The organism is Stappia sp., assembly GCF_048261845.1.
In the GTDB taxonomy this organism is placed as follows: domain Bacteria; phylum Pseudomonadota; class Alphaproteobacteria; order Rhizobiales; family Stappiaceae; genus Stappia.
Map to the genome: position 1 here is coordinate 26901 of NZ_JBLXFR010000003.1, position 15502 is coordinate 42402.

The following is a 15502-nucleotide window of genomic DNA, read 5'->3' on the forward strand; positions in this document are numbered from 1 at the left end:
CGTTCCCCCGCCGCCGTTGCAGGCAGGAGCGCTACAGGTTCATGACCTCATAGCGGACATGCGCCGTCGGTTTCGGTGCCGGATCGTCGCTGATGACGACGATCTCCGCCGGATGCGCCCGGGGAGCGGGATCGCCCTCGCACCAGAGCCAGTAGTGGTTCTCCGGCAGGCCGTTGACGGCGACCACCTTGTGATTTCCCTGCGCATCGATGGCGTGGATCGTGACGCGCCCGACAAGGCCGCCGACGAGGCGACGCATGTCGCCGACCGCCTCATGGACCGCCTCTTCGACGGAAAGACCCATCTTCATGTAGAGGACGACGGCGCGCGAGGTGCCGGCCCGGATGCTCATCTCGCCAACGCCGGTGCAGGCACAGGCGCCATGGCGGCTGTCCGCATAGGAGCCGGCTCCGATGATCGGGCTGTCGCCCAGCCGGCCCGGATATTTCCAGCCCCAGCCGGACGTGCTTGTCGCGGCGGCAATGTCGCGATTGCGGTCCTGGCCGAGAAACACGGTCGTGTCGCGACCGAGTTCCGGATCGATCGCCTGACGGCAGAGTTCGCGCATCGGGACATCCGGCCATTTGCGGCGATCGACCTCGCCCACCTCGGTCTCGAACCAGCGACGCCAGGCGTTTTCCGCATGCGGCATCAGCAGCTCGCCGGCCTCCGCGCCAATCTCGGCGGCGAACCGGCGGGCGCCCTCGCCGACCAGAAGTTCGTGCGGCAACTGCTCCATGACCTGCCGGGCGACGCTGACCGGATGAAGAAAGCCGGTGAGGGCCCCGACCGAACCGGTCCGGAACGTTGTGCCGTCCATCACGGAGGCGTCGAGCTCGACCTCGCCGAGAAGGTTCGGCCAGCCACCACGACCCACCGTGCGCACGCTCTCGTCCGCCTCGACCAGACGCAGGCCCGCCTCGAGCGCATCGAGTGCGGACCGGCCGTCGGCCAGCAGCCCGGCGGATGCCGGGATGCCGCAGGCACCCTCATTGTTGGACAAGACGATCATGTTGGTGTGGCCCACGCTTCAGGTTTCATATTTTGCATATTGTATCCAATTACTCTTGCCGCACTCAACCCGATATCTGCTCGCAGGTCAACAGGGTTGCGGAGTTCTCTCTTTCGCACAAACGCGAGACCGGCGAGTTCCCGAGAAAATTGGATACAATATTTTCGGAGGCGAATGGCTGCTATGATCCCGTCCGATGACCGGGTATTCCTGCCCGTTGGACACACCGGACACGAGACACGACCTGCCGATGACATCGACAAACGCATCAGAGGCCGACGCGACCCTGCGCCGCAAGACGACAAGCGCGCAGGTCGTCGACCTGCTGCGCGAGCGCATCCTGGGCGGCACCCTGCCCGAGGGAACACAGTTGCGGCAGGAAAAGCTGGCGGCGGAACTGGGTGTCAGTCGCGTGCCCGTGCGCGAGGCCCTGCACCAGCTGGAAGCCGAGGGGCTGGTGACCCTGGTGTCGCACAAGGGTGCTGTGGTCTCCGGTCTCTCCATCGATGACCTGGAGGAAACCTACGAGATCCGCGCACAGCTCGAATCCTGGTTGCTCGAGCAGGCAATGCCGCTTCTGGGCGAAAAGGACTACGCACGGGCGGAGGCCCTGGTCAGCCAGATGGAGAGCGACCCCAGGGACGAGAGCTGGTCGGAGCTGAACTGGCGCTTTCACGCGACTCTCTACACGCCGGCAAACCGGCCGCGCACGCTGGAACTGGTGCACAAGCTCTACCGCAATGCCTATCGGCATTTTCCGTTGCCGATCCGGTTGACCGGCGGCCGCGAGCGGATGAACCGGGAACACCGGATGCTGATCGAGCTGTGCCGGAAGGGCGACGCCAGCGGTGCCCGGGAACACCTGACGACGCATATCCTGCTTGGTGCCCGGACGCTGATTTCACGCCTGAAGGCGCTGCGCCAGCAAGAAGCGGTGAAGGGCGGAACTTGAGCGCGAGGTCGAGCCTCTAAACGGAAAGCGCGAGGCCTGCTCCGCCAATCCCGGCAATGAGCACCACTTTCCAGGGCGCAAGCTTCCATGCCATGAGCAGGACAAAGCACAGCAGCGCCAGGGTAAAGTCACGCATGTCGCCAATGGCGCTGGTGAAAACGGGCGAGTAGAGCGCAGCGCCGAGGATACCGACCACGGCTGCGTTCGCGCCCTGCATCAGGGACTGCGCCGGAGCCATCGCCCGGAACCTGTCCCAGAACGGCAGAACACCAACCAGGATCAGGAACCCGGGCAGGAATACGGCGAGCAACGCGATCGCCGCCCCGGCCATTCCGTTGGGCTCGCTCCCCAGCACCGCCCCAAGATATGCGGCGAACGTGAAGAGCGGGCCGGGTACGGCCTGTGCCGCGCCATAGCCGGCAAGAAACGCACCCGGGGAAACCCATCCTGTGGCGACGGTCTCGGCCTGAAGAAGCGGCAGAACGACATGTCCGCCGCCGAACACCAGTGCCCCCGCACGGTAGAAGCTGTCGAAAACGGCAAGCACCTGCGATCCGCCCGCGACAACCGGCAACAGCACCAGCAGGGCCGCGAAAACGACAAGGGACAAACCCGCCAGCCACCGGCTGACCGGCATGGTCACATGGCCACTCACCTGCTGTTTCGTGCCGCGCGCAAGGGCCAGTCCCGCCACCGCGCCGAACGCGATGGCCCCGACCATCCCGAAAGCTCCGGGCACGAGTGCAAGGATGGCCACGGCTCCCACGGCAATGGTGGCGCGCTCGCGGTCCGGACAGAGGTTCTTCGCCATGCCCCATACCGCCTGCGCCACGATGGCAACAGCGACAATCTTGAGGCCATGCAGGACGCCGGCGCCGACCGGACCCGAGACATGCGAAGCCGTCATCGCCAGGGCCAGCAAGATCAGCGCGGACGGCAACGTGAAGGCGACAAAGGCGGCAAGCGCGCCCGGCCAGCCGGCCCGCATCATCCCCAGCGCGAAACCGACCTGGCTGGATGCGGGACCGGGCAGGAACTGGCAGAGCGCAACAAGGTCCGCGTAGGACTGATCGGACAGCCAGCGCCGCCGCGTCACCAACTCGTCACGGAAATATCCAAGGTGTGCGATCGGCCCGCCAAAGGATGTCAGCCCCAGTTTGAGGAACGCCCTGAAAACCTCGCCAGATGTGCCTTGCGGGGCGCCTGTCGTCTCGGTGGCGGTTGTGTCGGTCATCCGGATTTGCGGCCTCTTTCGACAATTCTCCGCCGGACTGGCGCCGCAGCCAAACCCTTGCGGTCTTGTGCGGTGGTCGGGAAACACTTTCGTGACATTCGAACCTGCCTGGATGCGGCTTTGGTCAGACGGTCATCACGCTGCGGGCCGGAATACCTTCATGACGGCGCGTGCTAGTGAACTTTCAGGCCCGTCAGCCGGCCCCGCAACCACCGAGGCTGAACCGCAGCTTCCGACCCCATCTGTGCCACCCAATTTCCATATCGGCGCTCCCAAAAGCTGCCGTTGAGCAGGCCGATAACGTGCATTCTTGAACCGTGCTTCCTCTATGACCCGTTTTGGGCGGCCACCAAGCCACGGGCGGTCACGGCCTTTTCAACAACCAACATGTGCTCCGTACCCCAAACGCATAGGGGCGCGAGAGCCTCGGCAAGGCTCTTGCCCAGAGGGGTCAGCGCGTACTCGACTTTGGGAGGGATGTCCTTGAAGTCGTGTCGGGCAACCAGGCCATCGGCGACCATCTCTTTCAGATGCTGGACAAGCATCTTGTCGGTCACATTTCCGACAGCACGCCTCAATTCGCCGTAGCGGTGAGTGCCATGGGCCAAGTGGTAGATTATCAACGGCTTCCACTTGCCGCCCGAGATGGCCAGAACGGCATCCAGTCCGCAGGAGAAGGGAGGTCTCGGCATTCTTCGGTGCCCCTGTATGGTACTTACCAAAAGGTGCATACTGGTGGAATGAAAAGCAATAGCATATTTCTCCAACAGCAGTCCCCCGGGATTGAAGTGTCAGAGCTGAAGGCTCGGTAGCAAGACGCCGGTCAGCCTTGAGCTGGCTTATGGAGAAAACGATGAACAGTTCGGCCGATACCTACTTGAGCATAGTGGGCACCTACAGGGTTGACACTGCAGATGCGGCGGCTTTCGCCAGCATTGCAGCGGATTCAGTTCCTGCAACGGTAAACAAGCCAGGATGCCTCTATTACATCGCCTCCCGGGACGTGAACGAGCCGGGGGTGTTTCACCTGGCAGAAGGATGGGCCGACAAGGCAGCACTCGATGCTCACACCAGCAGCCCGGATTTCCACGCCATGCTGGAAAAGGCGATGAAGCTGCGCATCCTGAGCCGGGAGATCTACATCTCTCACTCGCAAGGCCGCACACTCGCGCCGTAAGCGGCACAGGGAACCGATCCGGCATTTGCAGCGGGGCCGGGTTCGACCTGTCGAGGCGGGCCAGCAACTGTGTGCAATGTGACGAACCACCATGCAGGAGCAGGCAGCCGGACACGCGCAGAAGCATCGGGCACCCGTGCTGGCGCAGTTCCACGCGGTAGCATTTCCTCGTAGTCCAGCATGGTGTTGCCGCTGATCCCGTCGTAGAAAACCGTGATCCGGCGTCCGGAAAGCAGTTCCAGGGGGCGCAAGCCCGTTCCTGGTCGGGCGTCGGGTCGCTGATGGGCGAAAGGTTCTCTTCGATAGGCCCCATCTCAAGGACGAGGGAGCTGATTGAGATAATACTCATTTTATTTCAGATACCTGGAACTCCATTCAGACCCCTTTGATGGGAAGACTTGTGGAATGAAGTTGCCTGAAGGCCGTTGTTGGAGCGGCATTGACGAAAGAGCCGCTACACCGCGTCAGAAGTTGAAGAACCAGATTGACACCACCTCTGCTGGGCGGTGAAGATAAACCGTTGCTTTCAAATGGTTCTCGCCCATGTCATCGACGAATTTCGATCACCTGAAACCATTGAGCCCGGAGCTTCACAAGCTGGGTGCTCTCGCCGAGCGGTTCTTCTCCCAGGACGCGAACACCTCCCTGATCAAGAGCCGCCAGTTTGCGGAGTTGATGGTTAGGGAAGTGGCGGCGATCTCCGGGCGCCATGACCCTGCGCTTCGGGAAACCACGAACGATCTTCTTCGCCGCCTGACCGCCCAACAGGTGCTTCCCCGCGAGGTGTCCGACGTCTTTCACGCTGTCCGCAGACAGGGCAACCGGGCCACCCACGAGTTCAGCGGCACGCCCGGCGAGGCCTTGTCCGCACTGAAGTTCTGCCGATCTCTTGGCGTCTGGTACAGGCGCACCTACGGCCGGGATCCGGACTTCAGGCCCGGCCCCTTCGTTCCGCCGAAGAGTTCCTCCGACCTCGACGAAGAGACCCGGGCGAAGATTGCCGAGTATCAGCAGCGTGTCATTGCGGCCGAAGCTTCGCTGGAAAGGGCCCGCGCCTCCGCAGACGACCTCGCCAAAGCCAAGGAAGCCGCCGAGGAACTGGCCCGCCAAGCTGCCCAGGACAGCGCGGAATGGGCACGGACCGCGCTGGAGCAGGAAGCCACGGCAGCGGAGCTGGCGTCCAAGCTGGCCAATCTGCAAGAACAAGCCGAAGCGCAACCCGAACAGGTCCGGCAGGGTTTCAGAGACGCAGCCTGGCAAGCAGCAAGCAAGCTGGAACTTGACGAGGACGACACCCGCCTCCTCATCGATGTGCAGCTCATCGCCATGGGCTGGGAAGCCGACAGCCAGGAACTGACCCATGCGAAGGGCGCGCGTCCGGAAAAGGGACGCAACCTTGCGATTGCCGAATGGCCGGCCGACAGGGGGCGGGCGGATTATGCGCTGTTCATCGGCGAGACCTGTGTCGGCGTGATCGAGGCCAAACGGGAGACGGCGGACGTCCCCGGCGTGCTGGCACAGGCCCAGAGCTACGCCGCCACATTGAAACTGGAGCCGGAAAACATTGCTGAAGGCGGCCCCTGGCAACACGGGCTGGATGCTCCATTCCGGGTGCCCTTCGCGTTCGCGACCAACGGCCGCCCGTTCGTCCAGCAATGGAAAACCAAGTCAGGCATCTGGCATTGCGACCTGCGACATCCCAACAACCACCCCTCCGCGATGCGGCAGTGGTTTGCCCCGCAGGACTTGCGGTCGAAGCTGGAAATCGATCTGGACGCGGCTGCCGGGGGCATGGGGGAAAAGACGTTCGGCAAGGGCGTTCTGCGCCCCTATCAGGAAGAGGCCATCGACGCCATCGAGGACGCGATCGGCTCGGGGCAGCGGGAAATCCTGATCTCCATGGCGACCGGGACGGGCAAGACCCGCACCGCCATCGCGCTCATGTACCGGCTGCTGAAGCACAAGCGCTTCAACCGCATCCTGTTCCTGGTCGACCGCAAGGCGCTGGGCAAGCAGACGCAGGACGCACTGCAGACGACCAGCCTGGAAGGGCTGCTCAACTTCGCGCAGGTCTACGGCGTCGCCGGTCTCGACGACCGGCTCCCGGACAAGAACACCAAGGTTCATGTGGCGACGGTGCAGTCGCTCGTCTCCCGGATCGACAGCACGGACGAGGATGTCGGCAAGCGGCCGACCCCGGGGATGTACGATTGCATCATCGTCGACGAGGCCCATCGCGGCTACACGCTCGATGCGGAGTTGAGCGAACGCGACATCGTCTTCCGCTCGCTGGAGGAGTACCAGTCGGCCTATCGTCAGGTGCTTGACTACTTCGACGCGGCGAAGATCGCGCTGACGGCGACACCGGCGCTCCACACCCGCGAGATCTTCGGCCACCCGGTCTATCACTACGGCTACCGCCAGGCGGTGATCGAGGGTTACCTGATCGATCACCTGCCGCCGAAGCGCATCACCACGGCTCTCGCCGAGGCGGGCATTCATTTCGAGGGCGGCGAGGAGGTCGAGATCATCGACCGCCGGACCGGCACCATCGACCTGTTCGAGCTGCCCGATGATGTGAAGCTCGACTACGACCTCGCCACCTTCAACAAGCGTGTCTATTCGGAAAGCTTCAACCGGACGGTCTGCCAGGCGCTCGCGCGGGAGATCCCGCCGGACGCCCCCGGCAAGACGCTGATCTTCGCCGCCCGCGACGACCATGCCGACGATGTGGTCAGGATCCTGACGGCCGAGCTTGTCGACGAGTATGGCGAAAGCTCCGTGCCGAACGGCATGGTGCAGAAGATCACCGGCCGAACCGACCACACCCAGGACTGGATCCTGAAGTTCAGGAACGACCCCCTGCCGAAATACGTGGTGACGGTGGATCTTCTGACCACCGGCGTGGACGTTCCGACCATCTGCAATCTGGTGTTCCTGCGCCGGGTGAGAAGCCGCATTCTGTATGACCAGATGATCGGCCGGGCGACGCGCCTCTGCCCGGAGATCGACAAGCGGCACTTCCGGATCTTCGACGCCGTCGACCTCTACGCGGAACTGCAGGAGATGTCCGACATGCGTCCGGTGGTGGTCAGGCCGGATATCTCCCTGAAGCAGCTGGTATCCGACTTCATCAGCGCACCGGAGGAGGACAAGGCCTGGGTCGCGGGACAGGTGATCGTCAAGATGCGTTCGCTCGCCAGCCGGATCGATGACGAAACCCGCGAGAGCTTCGCCAATCACACCGGGCAGTCCCCGGAAGCGGTGCTGGAACAGCTCTCGACCCGTCCCGCCACGGACCTGGCCGCGTGGCTCGACGATCACCCGCGCGCTGCCGAGATCCTCGAACGCAAGCCGGTGCGGCGGGACGGCTCGAAAGACGGTGTCGTCATCTCCACCCATGAAGACGAGTTGCTCAGGATCGAGGAGATCTTTGGCCGGAACACCACGCCGGAGGACTACATCGAGGGCTTCGAGCGCTATGTTCGGGAGAACATGAACCGGGTGCCGGCGCTGATCGCCGTTACTCAGAAGCCGCGAAACCTGACCCGCAAGGAGCTGTCCGAGCTGGCCGCCCTTCTGGACGAGGAGAACTACTCCGAAGCCATGCTCCGCGCCGCCTATGGCAAGGCGCGCAATGCCGACATCGCCGCCCACATCATCGGCTTCGTCCGTCAGGCGGCGCTGGGCGATCCGCTGGTGCCCTATGCCGAGCGGGTCGATGCGGCCATCGGGAAGATCGAAAGCTCCCGCGACTGGAGCAAGCACCAGAAAGACTGGCTGCGCCGCATCGGCCGGGCGCTGAAGGACAAGCCGGTGGCCGATCCCACCCTGCTCGACCAGGGCGTTTTTGCCGACAAGGGCGGCTACACCCGCATCTCGCAGGAGTTCGGCGACGATCTCGGCACCATCCTGCAGCAATTCAACGAGGCGATCTGGGGCACGCCAGCCGCCTGATCTGGTCAACGCACGGCCTTGCCGCTATCCCTCTTGCCAGCCCGTCCTTCAGGAAACGACACCGACATGAACGCCAATGCCATCGTCCAGAAACTCTGGCGCCTCTGCGCCGTCCTCCGGAAAGACGGGATCACCTACCAGCAGTATGTGACGGAGCTGACCTATCTGCTCTTCCTGAAGATGATGAAGGAGCGGGGGCGGGAAACAGGCGCGATCCCGGTCAGCTGCCGCTGGAGCGAACTGGCACGGGTCAACGGCCTCGAGCAGCTGGAAATGTATCGCGCGTCCCTGGTGGCGCTGGGCAGCACAAGTTCCCGCATCGGAGCAAATGACAGGCTTGTCCTGAAGCCGACGGATACTGCCGGGCGAGAAGAACGGGAACGCTACGCCGATGCCAGGCCGATCCCGGAAATGGTCCAGGCGATCTTCGACAATGCCTCCACCTTCATCCGCGAGCCGCAGAACCTGACGACGCTGGTCGCCGCCATTGACGATCTCGACTGGTTTTCCGAGGAGCGCGACCAGTTCGGCGATCTCTACGAGGGCCTTCTCCAGAAGAACGCGGAAGAGACCAAGCGCGGCGCCGGGCAGTATTTCACCCCGCGCGTCCTGATCGAGGTGCTGGTGCGGCTGATGCAGCCGAGGCCCGGCGAAGTGATCCAGGATCCGGCGTCGGGCACCGGCGGCTTCCTGATCGCCGCCGACCGCTACATGAAGGCCGACACCGACGGCTATTTCGACTTGCCGGACAGCGGCGCCTGGCAAAAGGCCAATGCGTTTCACGGCATGGAGAATGTCGCCGGAACCTACCGCCTTCTCCTCATGAACCTTTATCTCCACGACCTGGCGCCCGAACATGTGGCCATGGGCGACACCCTGTCGGACAAGGGCACGCGGCTCGGCAAGGCCGACCTGATCCTGACCAATCCGCCGTTCGGCCCGGCGGGCGGGGCGCCGACCCGCGACGACCTGACGGTGACGGCCTCCGTCTCCTCCTACCAGCTTCCCTTCGTCGAGCACTGCATCCGCTCGCTGAAGCCCGGCGGCCGGGCGGCCATCGTCGTGCCGGACAACGTGCTGTTCGAGGACGGGCGCGGCAAGGCGCTGCGGCAGATGATGATGGACTGGTGCGACCTGCACACCATCCTGCGCCTGCCCACCGGCATCTTCTACGCCCAAGGGGTGAAGACCAACGTCATCTTCCTGACCAGGGGCAAGACCGAGACCGGCAACACCGACGAGGTCTGGGTCTATGACCTGCGCGCCCAGATGCCGAAATTCGGCAAGACCAACCAGCTGACCGACGCCCATTTCACCGACTTCGAACAAGCCTTCGGCACCGACCCGAACGGTGCAGAACGCGGAAAGGACGAGGGCGAGGAGGGGCGCTGGCGCTGCTTCACCCGCGAGGAAATCGCTGCTCGCGGCGACAATCTCGACATTTCCTGGCTGCGCGAGGCGGAGGAGGAGGCGGAAGAGGGCCTCACGGAGCCGGATGACATCGCAGCGGCGATCCTGGGGCACCTGCAAGCGGCCATGGTGGAAATCGAGGCGCTGAGCGCGGAGCTGGAAGAGACTGCACCGGTCGACGCGCCGGAGGCGGCGCGATGAGTACTGGAGAAACCTTCGGGCGCACAATTCAGCTCTTTCTGGTGGATGGCAAACCCACCGGGCTGCGAAAGGCCACTATCCATGGCTGGACAGGGATGCTCTTCGTCAGCGGCACTTCTGCCTTTGGCGAGCTGACGGCTCGCGAAGAAGTGGACCGCACCGGAGTCTATGTACTGGCCGGACCAGATCCGGATCGAGCTGGACTTACGAGGGTCTATATCGGCTCCGGCAATTCCGTTGCGGAGCGGATTCGCCAGAGCGCTGTAAACCGTGAGTTCTGGGAAACGGCGATTGCGGTAACCACCAGTGATGATGATCTATCCAAAGGACATGCTGAGTATCTAGAGGCCAGACTGATAGAACTCACCAGCCAGTCAGGCCGAGTTTCATTGGATAATGGCACTCATCCGCAAACAAATCGCCGCCGCCTACCAGAAGCGGACCGCGCGAACATGGAGCAGTTTCTAGCGAACTTGAAAATCGTCCTGCCAGTCATTGGCCTGGAAATGCTCAAGCCGCAACCTAAAGCCGTCAGTGAAACACAGAAACCTGTTGCAGAGCGAACCAGTGGCGAAGTGCAATTTGAAGTCCGGCACAAGAGCGGGATAGCGGCAACAGCGGTTGAGGAAGACGGTGAATTTGTTGTGTTGGAAGGGTCTGGGGCCGTTTCTGATGCCGGTTATTCTCACAACAGTTACTCCGGCTTGAAGGAAAAGTTGATCGAGGATGGCACGCTGATTCCGGCAGAAACAGGTTTGAAGTTCTCCAAACCGTGGTCGTTTTCAAGCCCGTCCGCTGCCGCCTCCGTTGTGCTGGATCGCAACAGCAATGGGCGAATAGAATGGAAGGTGAAGGGGAGCAAACAAACCTATCATGACTGGCAACAGGCGGAAGCAGCACGGCAGGAGGTCGCGGAATGAGCGAGCTGCCGAAAGGTTGGGTTGAGGGCGAATTAAATTACGTATGTGATCTCATTACAGATGGTACCCATCATTCTCCATCCAACGGTCAAATAGGTGAGTTCAAGTACGTCACGGCTAAAAACATTAAGCGACATGGCCTCGACCTGACCAACATCTCTTTTGTTGACCGTGAAACTCATCAGACGATCTATAAGCGTTGCCCGGTTAGAAAAGGCGACGTTCTCTACATCAAGGATGGGGCGACCACAGGTTTGGCTATCGTCAATCCGCTTAGCGAAGAGTTCTCTATGCTCTCAAGCGTGGCCCTAATTCGCCCTGCAGAATTACTCGATGCTCATTTCTTGAAATGCCAGTTGAATTCACCGGAACTCTTCGCCCGAATGACCGGCGACATGACCGGTTCTGCTATACGTAGATTGACGCTCACGACGATTGGCCGACAGAAAGTTTGCGTCCCACCCCTGGCCGAGCAGAAGCGCATTGTCGCCAAGCTGGACGCCCTGAGCGCCCGCTCCACCCGCGCTCGGGACGCGCTCGCCCGCATCGACACCCTCGTCAAACGCTACAAGCAAGCCGTGCTCTCCAAGGCGTTCTTGGGGGAGCTGACGAAGGAGACCCACGTCGACCGTGCTTCTATCGGGGATGTAGCCGCAAAAGTCACCAAAGGCACTAGTCCTAAGTGGCAGGGGTTTGAGTATCAGAACGAGGGTGTTCGTTTCATTAGAAGCCAAAACATTGGTTGGGGGCATTTACGACTTGAGGACGAGGCCTTTCTGGCTCCGGAGTTCAATCTCAAGCAAACCAATTCGGTCATCGAAGAAAACGACGTTCTTTTGAACATTGTCGGAGCATCGATTGGCCGTACAACGGTAGCGAGCGAATCCATCTCAGGAGCCAACTGCAACCAGGCTGTTTCGGTCATAAAACTGGCGCGCAGGGATCCGGTGTCCGCCAACTACCTCTGTTGGTGGTTGCAAACAGATGAAGCACAGGCGGCCATTACTGCAGGAGCCGTAGATGTAGCTCGGGCGAATTTCTCATTGGCCCAGATAAAAAAGCTATCGTTGCCTTGGCCCCCTGTTTCAAAACAAAAAGAAATCGTCCGCCGCATAGAGAGCGCCTTCGCAAAAATCGACAGGCTGGCGGCGGAGGCGAAGCGGGCGCTGGCGCTGACGGACAGGCTGGACGAGGCCATCCTCGCCAAGGCTTTCCGGGGCGAGCTTGTGCCGCAGGACCCGGCTGACGAGCCCGCCTCCGTGCTGCTGGAGCGCATCAGGGCCGAGCGCGCCGCCGCCCCCAGGGCGAAACGGGGGCGGAGGGCGACCGCATGACGGTATTCGAAAGCACGCTGACGGAAGGCAATCTCCGGAACGGTCACATCTACATCACATCGTTGCGGCCCAGCCTTCCTGCCGATGTTTTCGGGGGCAGCACAAAGGACAATCCCGCGCCGAGCGCGATCCGTCTGGAGTTCGGCAGTCTGGTTGCTGACACGGACGTCCCGACAGACAGGAACGGGCGTCCGAGACTGTTTTTCCGGGACAGACGTTTCGTTCGCGGGTTTTTCGACCGAACAGGTGCGGCTCCGGGCGATACCGTCCTGTTCGAGCAGGTATCTGCGTATCATTTCCGCCTGGCCCTTCGCACTTTCTCGGGGAGGACCATCACGCCGTGAAAGCCGTTCAGGACTGGAACGACGACGAGCTGGAAAACCTGATTGCAAACTATTGGGCGAGCGGAAAAGCCGACGATCCATACTATCTGGATCTCCTGGCGGAGCGCGGTCGCCGGAAGGGCAAGGGGCTCGACTTCGACACCACGAGGCGTGCCGTGCTGGCGGCGGCCAGGGAGGGCAGGTTCATCTCCTACGGCGAGCTGTCGGATGCGAGTGGCGTTGAATGGTCGAAAGTGCGCTACGCCATGAACCGGCACCTTCAGGAACTGATCGAGTTTTGCCACCGCAAGGATTGGCCGTTGATCAGTGCCATTGTCGTAACCAAGGGCAACCTCGAAACCGGCGCGATGGATGAAGGCACGCTCAATGGCTTCGTCGCCGGATGCAAGACGGTCGGCCATGTTGTCGCGGATCCTGAAGCGTTTCTCCGCGAACAACAGGAGAAGGTGTTCAAGTGGGCGGCGGATCTCAAGACGGCCGAGACAGCTCCCCGCTGAGGCAATCCGCCCACTGGAAGCCCTTGCATGCATCAACATCCCGACGTCTTCCCGGTCCAGGGCAGACCTCTGTCTGCTCGGCCCAGAGCTCTGCGTCGGCTCTCTTGAGGAAAGTCTTCGTGATGGGCGCCCGGCCCTGACGGCGGATCCGGGCTTGCCAGCTCTGGCCGCGTTTTCGGATGGACGTCATTCTCGTCTCCGTCACTGTGTCACCAGCGTGACAGACCGATCCGGATTGGCTTTCTGGGGGCGTCTTCTGATCTTCCAAGTCGTTGAAACACTCTGGAAAATCGTGGCGCACCCGACAGGATTCGAACCTGTGACCTCTGCCTTCGGAGGGCAGCGCTCTATCCAGCTGAGCTACGGGTGCTTCGGGGCGGGAACCGCCCTGAGCGGCCGCATGTTGCGGCACTTGGCGAACGGATAGCCGATCCGCTGCCGCGAGGCAACGGTTTTGTCCGGCCCCCGAAGGGCTACGGTCTCGACAGGCCGCCGATGCACAGGCCCTGTGAAACAGTCGGGCCGGATCGGCAACCACCACCGGCCGGGCCGGCTTTTTCAGAGATCGAAGCCGAGAATCTTGCCGACGGTGAAGACGTCCTTGTCGCCGCGCCCGCACAGGTTCATGACGATGACCTGCTCCTTGCCCATGGTCGGGGCAAGCTTCATCACATGCGCGAGCGCATGGGCCGGCTCGAGCGCGGGGATGATGCCCTCGACACGGGTCAGCAGCTTGAAGGCTTCCAGCGCCTCGTTGTCGGTTGCCGGAACATACGAAACCCGGCCCGTGTCCTTCAGCCAGGAATGTTCCGGCCCGATGCCGGGATAATCGAGGCCGGCGGAGATCGAGTGGCCCTCGAGGATCTGGCCGTCGTCATCCTGCAGCAGATAGGTGCGGTTGCCATGCAGAACGCCCGGCTTGCCGGCACTGAGCGAGGCGCAATGCTCGTCGCCCTCCAGCCCGTGGCCGCCGGCCTCGACGCCATAGATGGAAACCTCCGGATCATCGAGGAAAGGATGGAACAGGCCGATGGCATTGGAGCCGCCGCCGACAGCGGCAACGATCGCGTCGGGCAACCTGCCTTCCGCCGCCATCACCTGTTCCCGGGTCTCCTTGCCGATCACGGCCTGAAAGTCGCGCACCATCTCCGGATAGGGATGGGGGCCGGCGGCCGTGCCGATCAGATAATAGGTGTCCGCGACATTGGTGACCCAGTCGCGCAGCGCCTCGTTCATCGCGTCCTTCAGCGTGCCCGCGCCCGCCGTGACCGGCACGATCTCGGCGCCAAGCAGCTTCATGCGGAAGACGTTGGGCTTCTGCCGCTCCACATCGGTGGCGCCCATGTAGACGACGCAGGGCAGGCCAAAACGGGCGCAGACAGTGGCGGTGGCGACGCCGTGCTGGCCGGCTCCGGTCTCGGCGATGATGCGGGTCTTGCCCATGCGCCTGGCCAGCAGGATCTGGCCCAGGCAATTGTTGATCTTGTGGCTGCCGGTGTGGTTGAGCTCGTCGCGCTTGAAATAGATCTTCGCGCCGCCCAGCTCCTCCGTCAGCCGCTCGGCGAAATAGAGCGGCGAGGGGCGGCCGGTGTAGTGGGTGTTGAGGTCGTCGATCTCGGCCTGGTAGGCGGGGTCCGCCTTGGCGGCCTTGTAGGCCTGCTCGAGATCGAGGATCAGCGGCATCAAGGTCTCGGCGACATAGCGGCCGCCGAAAATGCCGAAATGGCCGCGCTCATCCGGGCCGGAGCGGAAAGTGTTGTGCTGGATCGTCATGCGTTCCGTCCCTGTTCGGCGGCGTCCGGCGCCGCTCCCGGCACCGCCCGGCGTGCAGCCGCGACGAACGCCCTGATGAGTTCCGTGTCCTTGACGCCCCGCGCGCGTTCCACGCCCGAGGAGACGTCGACGTCGCGGATGCCGCCGATGCGGATCGCCTCGCCGACCGTCGAAGCGTCAAGCCCACCGGAAAGCATGAGCGGAACGCCAAGGTCAAGACCCTTGAGGATCCGCCAGTCGAAGCTGACGCCATTGCCGCCCGGCAGAACCGCCCCCTTCGGCGGCTTGGCATCGAAAAGCAGCCGGTCCACATGGGGAACATAGGGCACGGCGGCGGCAAGGTCACCGGCGGACGAAACGCCCAGCGCCTTCATGATGCGGAGGCCGTGCCGCGCTTTCAGCTCGGCGCAGCGCGTCGGGCTCTCGTGCCCGTGCAACTGCAGCCAGTGCGGCCGCACGGCCGAAATGATCGCGTCCACAAGAGCATCGTCCGCATCGACGGTGAGCACGACGGTTTCCGCCCGGCCCCGCGCACGCTTCGCAAGGCCGGCTGCCGTCTCCAGCGAAACGTTGCGCGGGCTCTTTTCGAAGAAGACGAGGCCGATCATGTCGGCCCCGGCGTCGAGCGCGGCATCCAGCGTCTCTTCGGTCGACAGACCGCAGATCTTGACGAGGCCGCGCGCGTCCATGC

The 15502-nt window shown here is 62.8% G+C and carries 13 protein-coding genes and 1 tRNA gene; 8 read left to right on the forward strand and 6 right to left on the reverse strand.

Annotation, left to right across the window (positions count from 1 at the left end; all coding sequences use genetic code 11):
- Window positions 1-31: 31 nt before the first annotated feature.
- On the reverse strand, window positions 32-1027 hold the full coding sequence (locus ACN0T5_RS02415) for a N(4)-(beta-N-acetylglucosaminyl)-L-asparaginase (protein ID WP_417767024.1): 996 nt from the start codon (window positions 1025-1027) through the stop codon (window positions 32-34).
- Window positions 1028-1262: 235 nt separating this feature from the next.
- Here ACN0T5_RS02415 and ACN0T5_RS02420 point away from each other — a divergent pair, with 235 nt between their 5' ends.
- The gene (locus ACN0T5_RS02420) at window positions 1263-1964 is read left to right on the forward strand and encodes a GntR family transcriptional regulator (protein WP_417767025.1); all 702 of its coding nucleotides are present in this window, start codon (window positions 1263-1265) and stop codon (window positions 1962-1964) included.
- A gap of 16 nt (window positions 1965-1980) precedes the next feature.
- On the opposite strand, the gene chrA is transcribed toward ACN0T5_RS02420, so the two are convergent.
- Window positions 1981-3198, reverse strand: a complete 1218-nt coding sequence (gene chrA, locus ACN0T5_RS02425; RefSeq protein WP_417767026.1) for a chromate efflux transporter — start codon at window positions 3196-3198, stop codon at window positions 1981-1983.
- 326 nt (window positions 3199-3524) lie between these two features.
- Window positions 3525-3890, reverse strand: coding sequence for a winged helix-turn-helix transcriptional regulator (locus ACN0T5_RS02430; protein WP_417767027.1), 366 nt, complete (start codon window positions 3888-3890; stop codon window positions 3525-3527).
- Window positions 3891-4051: 161 nt separating this feature from the next.
- Here ACN0T5_RS02430 and ACN0T5_RS02435 point away from each other — a divergent pair, with 161 nt between their 5' ends.
- The 7 genes from ACN0T5_RS02435 to ACN0T5_RS02465 all read left to right on the forward strand — a co-directional run bounded on the left by ACN0T5_RS02435 (window position 4052) and on the right by ACN0T5_RS02465 (window position 13038).
- Window positions 4052-4375, forward strand: coding sequence for a putative quinol monooxygenase (locus ACN0T5_RS02435; RefSeq protein WP_417767028.1), 324 nt, complete (start codon window positions 4052-4054; stop codon window positions 4373-4375).
- A 543-nt stretch (window positions 4376-4918) separates the two neighbouring features.
- Window positions 4919-8332: a type I restriction-modification system endonuclease gene (gene hsdR / locus ACN0T5_RS02440; protein WP_417767029.1), complete on the forward strand. Its 3414-nt coding sequence runs from the start codon at window positions 4919-4921 to the stop codon at window positions 8330-8332.
- A 66-nt stretch (window positions 8333-8398) separates the two neighbouring features.
- Window positions 8399-9943, forward strand: a complete 1545-nt coding sequence (locus tag ACN0T5_RS02445) for an N-6 DNA methylase (RefSeq protein WP_417767030.1) — start codon at window positions 8399-8401, stop codon at window positions 9941-9943.
- A complete protein-coding gene (locus ACN0T5_RS02450; RefSeq protein WP_417767031.1) occupies window positions 9940-10863 on the forward strand; it encodes a GIY-YIG nuclease family protein in 924 nt (307 codons plus the stop codon). Before ACN0T5_RS02445 ends, ACN0T5_RS02450 begins: the two co-directional genes overlap by 4 nt.
- A complete protein-coding gene (locus ACN0T5_RS02455; RefSeq protein WP_417767032.1) occupies window positions 10860-12197 on the forward strand; it encodes a restriction endonuclease subunit S in 1338 nt (445 codons plus the stop codon). The genes ACN0T5_RS02450 and ACN0T5_RS02455 overlap by 4 nt, the downstream gene beginning before the upstream one ends.
- Window positions 12194-12541, forward strand: coding sequence for a hypothetical protein (locus tag ACN0T5_RS02460; RefSeq protein ID WP_417767033.1), 348 nt, complete (start codon window positions 12194-12196; stop codon window positions 12539-12541). The genes ACN0T5_RS02455 and ACN0T5_RS02460 overlap by 4 nt, the downstream gene beginning before the upstream one ends.
- Window positions 12538-13038 (forward strand): hypothetical protein, encoded by a 501-nt coding sequence (locus tag ACN0T5_RS02465; RefSeq protein WP_417767034.1) that lies wholly within the window; start codon window positions 12538-12540, stop codon window positions 13036-13038. The genes ACN0T5_RS02460 and ACN0T5_RS02465 overlap by 4 nt, the downstream gene beginning before the upstream one ends.
- 293 nt (window positions 13039-13331) lie before the next feature.
- Here the strand turns inward: ACN0T5_RS02465 and ACN0T5_RS02470 are convergent.
- The 3 genes from ACN0T5_RS02470 to ACN0T5_RS02480 form a co-directional block, all read right to left on the reverse strand.
- A tRNA-Arg gene (locus tag ACN0T5_RS02470) sits at window positions 13332-13408 on the reverse strand.
- 188 nt (window positions 13409-13596) lie between these two features.
- On the reverse strand, window positions 13597-14811 hold the full coding sequence (gene trpB / locus ACN0T5_RS02475) for a tryptophan synthase subunit beta (RefSeq protein WP_417767035.1): 1215 nt from the start codon (window positions 14809-14811) through the stop codon (window positions 13597-13599).
- Entirely contained in the window at window positions 14808-15500 is a 693-nt protein-coding gene (locus ACN0T5_RS02480; protein ID WP_417767036.1) for a phosphoribosylanthranilate isomerase, read from the reverse strand. The genes trpB and ACN0T5_RS02480 overlap by 4 nt, the downstream gene beginning before the upstream one ends.
- Between the last annotated feature and the right edge of the window lie 2 nt (window positions 15501-15502).

What these genes read in the sequence shown, in the direction of transcription:
- ACN0T5_RS02420 (WP_417767025.1), top strand. Translation starts at nt 1,263, where the DNA reads ATGACATCGACAAACGCATCAGAGGCCGACGCGACCCTGCGCCGCAAG.
- chrA (WP_417767026.1), bottom strand. Translation starts at nt 3,198, where the DNA reads ATGACCGACACAACCGCCACCGAGACGACAGGCGCCCCGCAAGGCACA.
- ACN0T5_RS02430 (WP_417767027.1), bottom strand. Translation starts at nt 3,890, where the DNA reads ATGCCGAGACCTCCCTTCTCCTGCGGACTGGATGCCGTTCTGGCCATC.
- ACN0T5_RS02435 (WP_417767028.1), top strand. Translation starts at nt 4,052, where the DNA reads ATGAACAGTTCGGCCGATACCTACTTGAGCATAGTGGGCACCTACAGG.
- hsdR (WP_417767029.1), top strand. Translation starts at nt 4,919, where the DNA reads ATGTCATCGACGAATTTCGATCACCTGAAACCATTGAGCCCGGAGCTT.
- ACN0T5_RS02445 (WP_417767030.1), top strand. Translation starts at nt 8,399, where the DNA reads ATGAACGCCAATGCCATCGTCCAGAAACTCTGGCGCCTCTGCGCCGTC.
- ACN0T5_RS02450 (WP_417767031.1), top strand. Translation starts at nt 9,940, where the DNA reads ATGAGTACTGGAGAAACCTTCGGGCGCACAATTCAGCTCTTTCTGGTG.
- ACN0T5_RS02455 (WP_417767032.1), top strand. Translation starts at nt 10,860, where the DNA reads ATGAGCGAGCTGCCGAAAGGTTGGGTTGAGGGCGAATTAAATTACGTA.
- ACN0T5_RS02460 (WP_417767033.1), top strand. Translation starts at nt 12,194, where the DNA reads ATGACGGTATTCGAAAGCACGCTGACGGAAGGCAATCTCCGGAACGGT.
- trpB (WP_417767035.1), bottom strand. Translation starts at nt 14,811, where the DNA reads ATGACGATCCAGCACAACACTTTCCGCTCCGGCCCGGATGAGCGCGGC.
- ACN0T5_RS02480 (WP_417767036.1), bottom strand. Translation starts at nt 15,500, where the DNA reads ATGGACGCGCGCGGCCTCGTCAAGATCTGCGGTCTGTCGACCGAAGAG.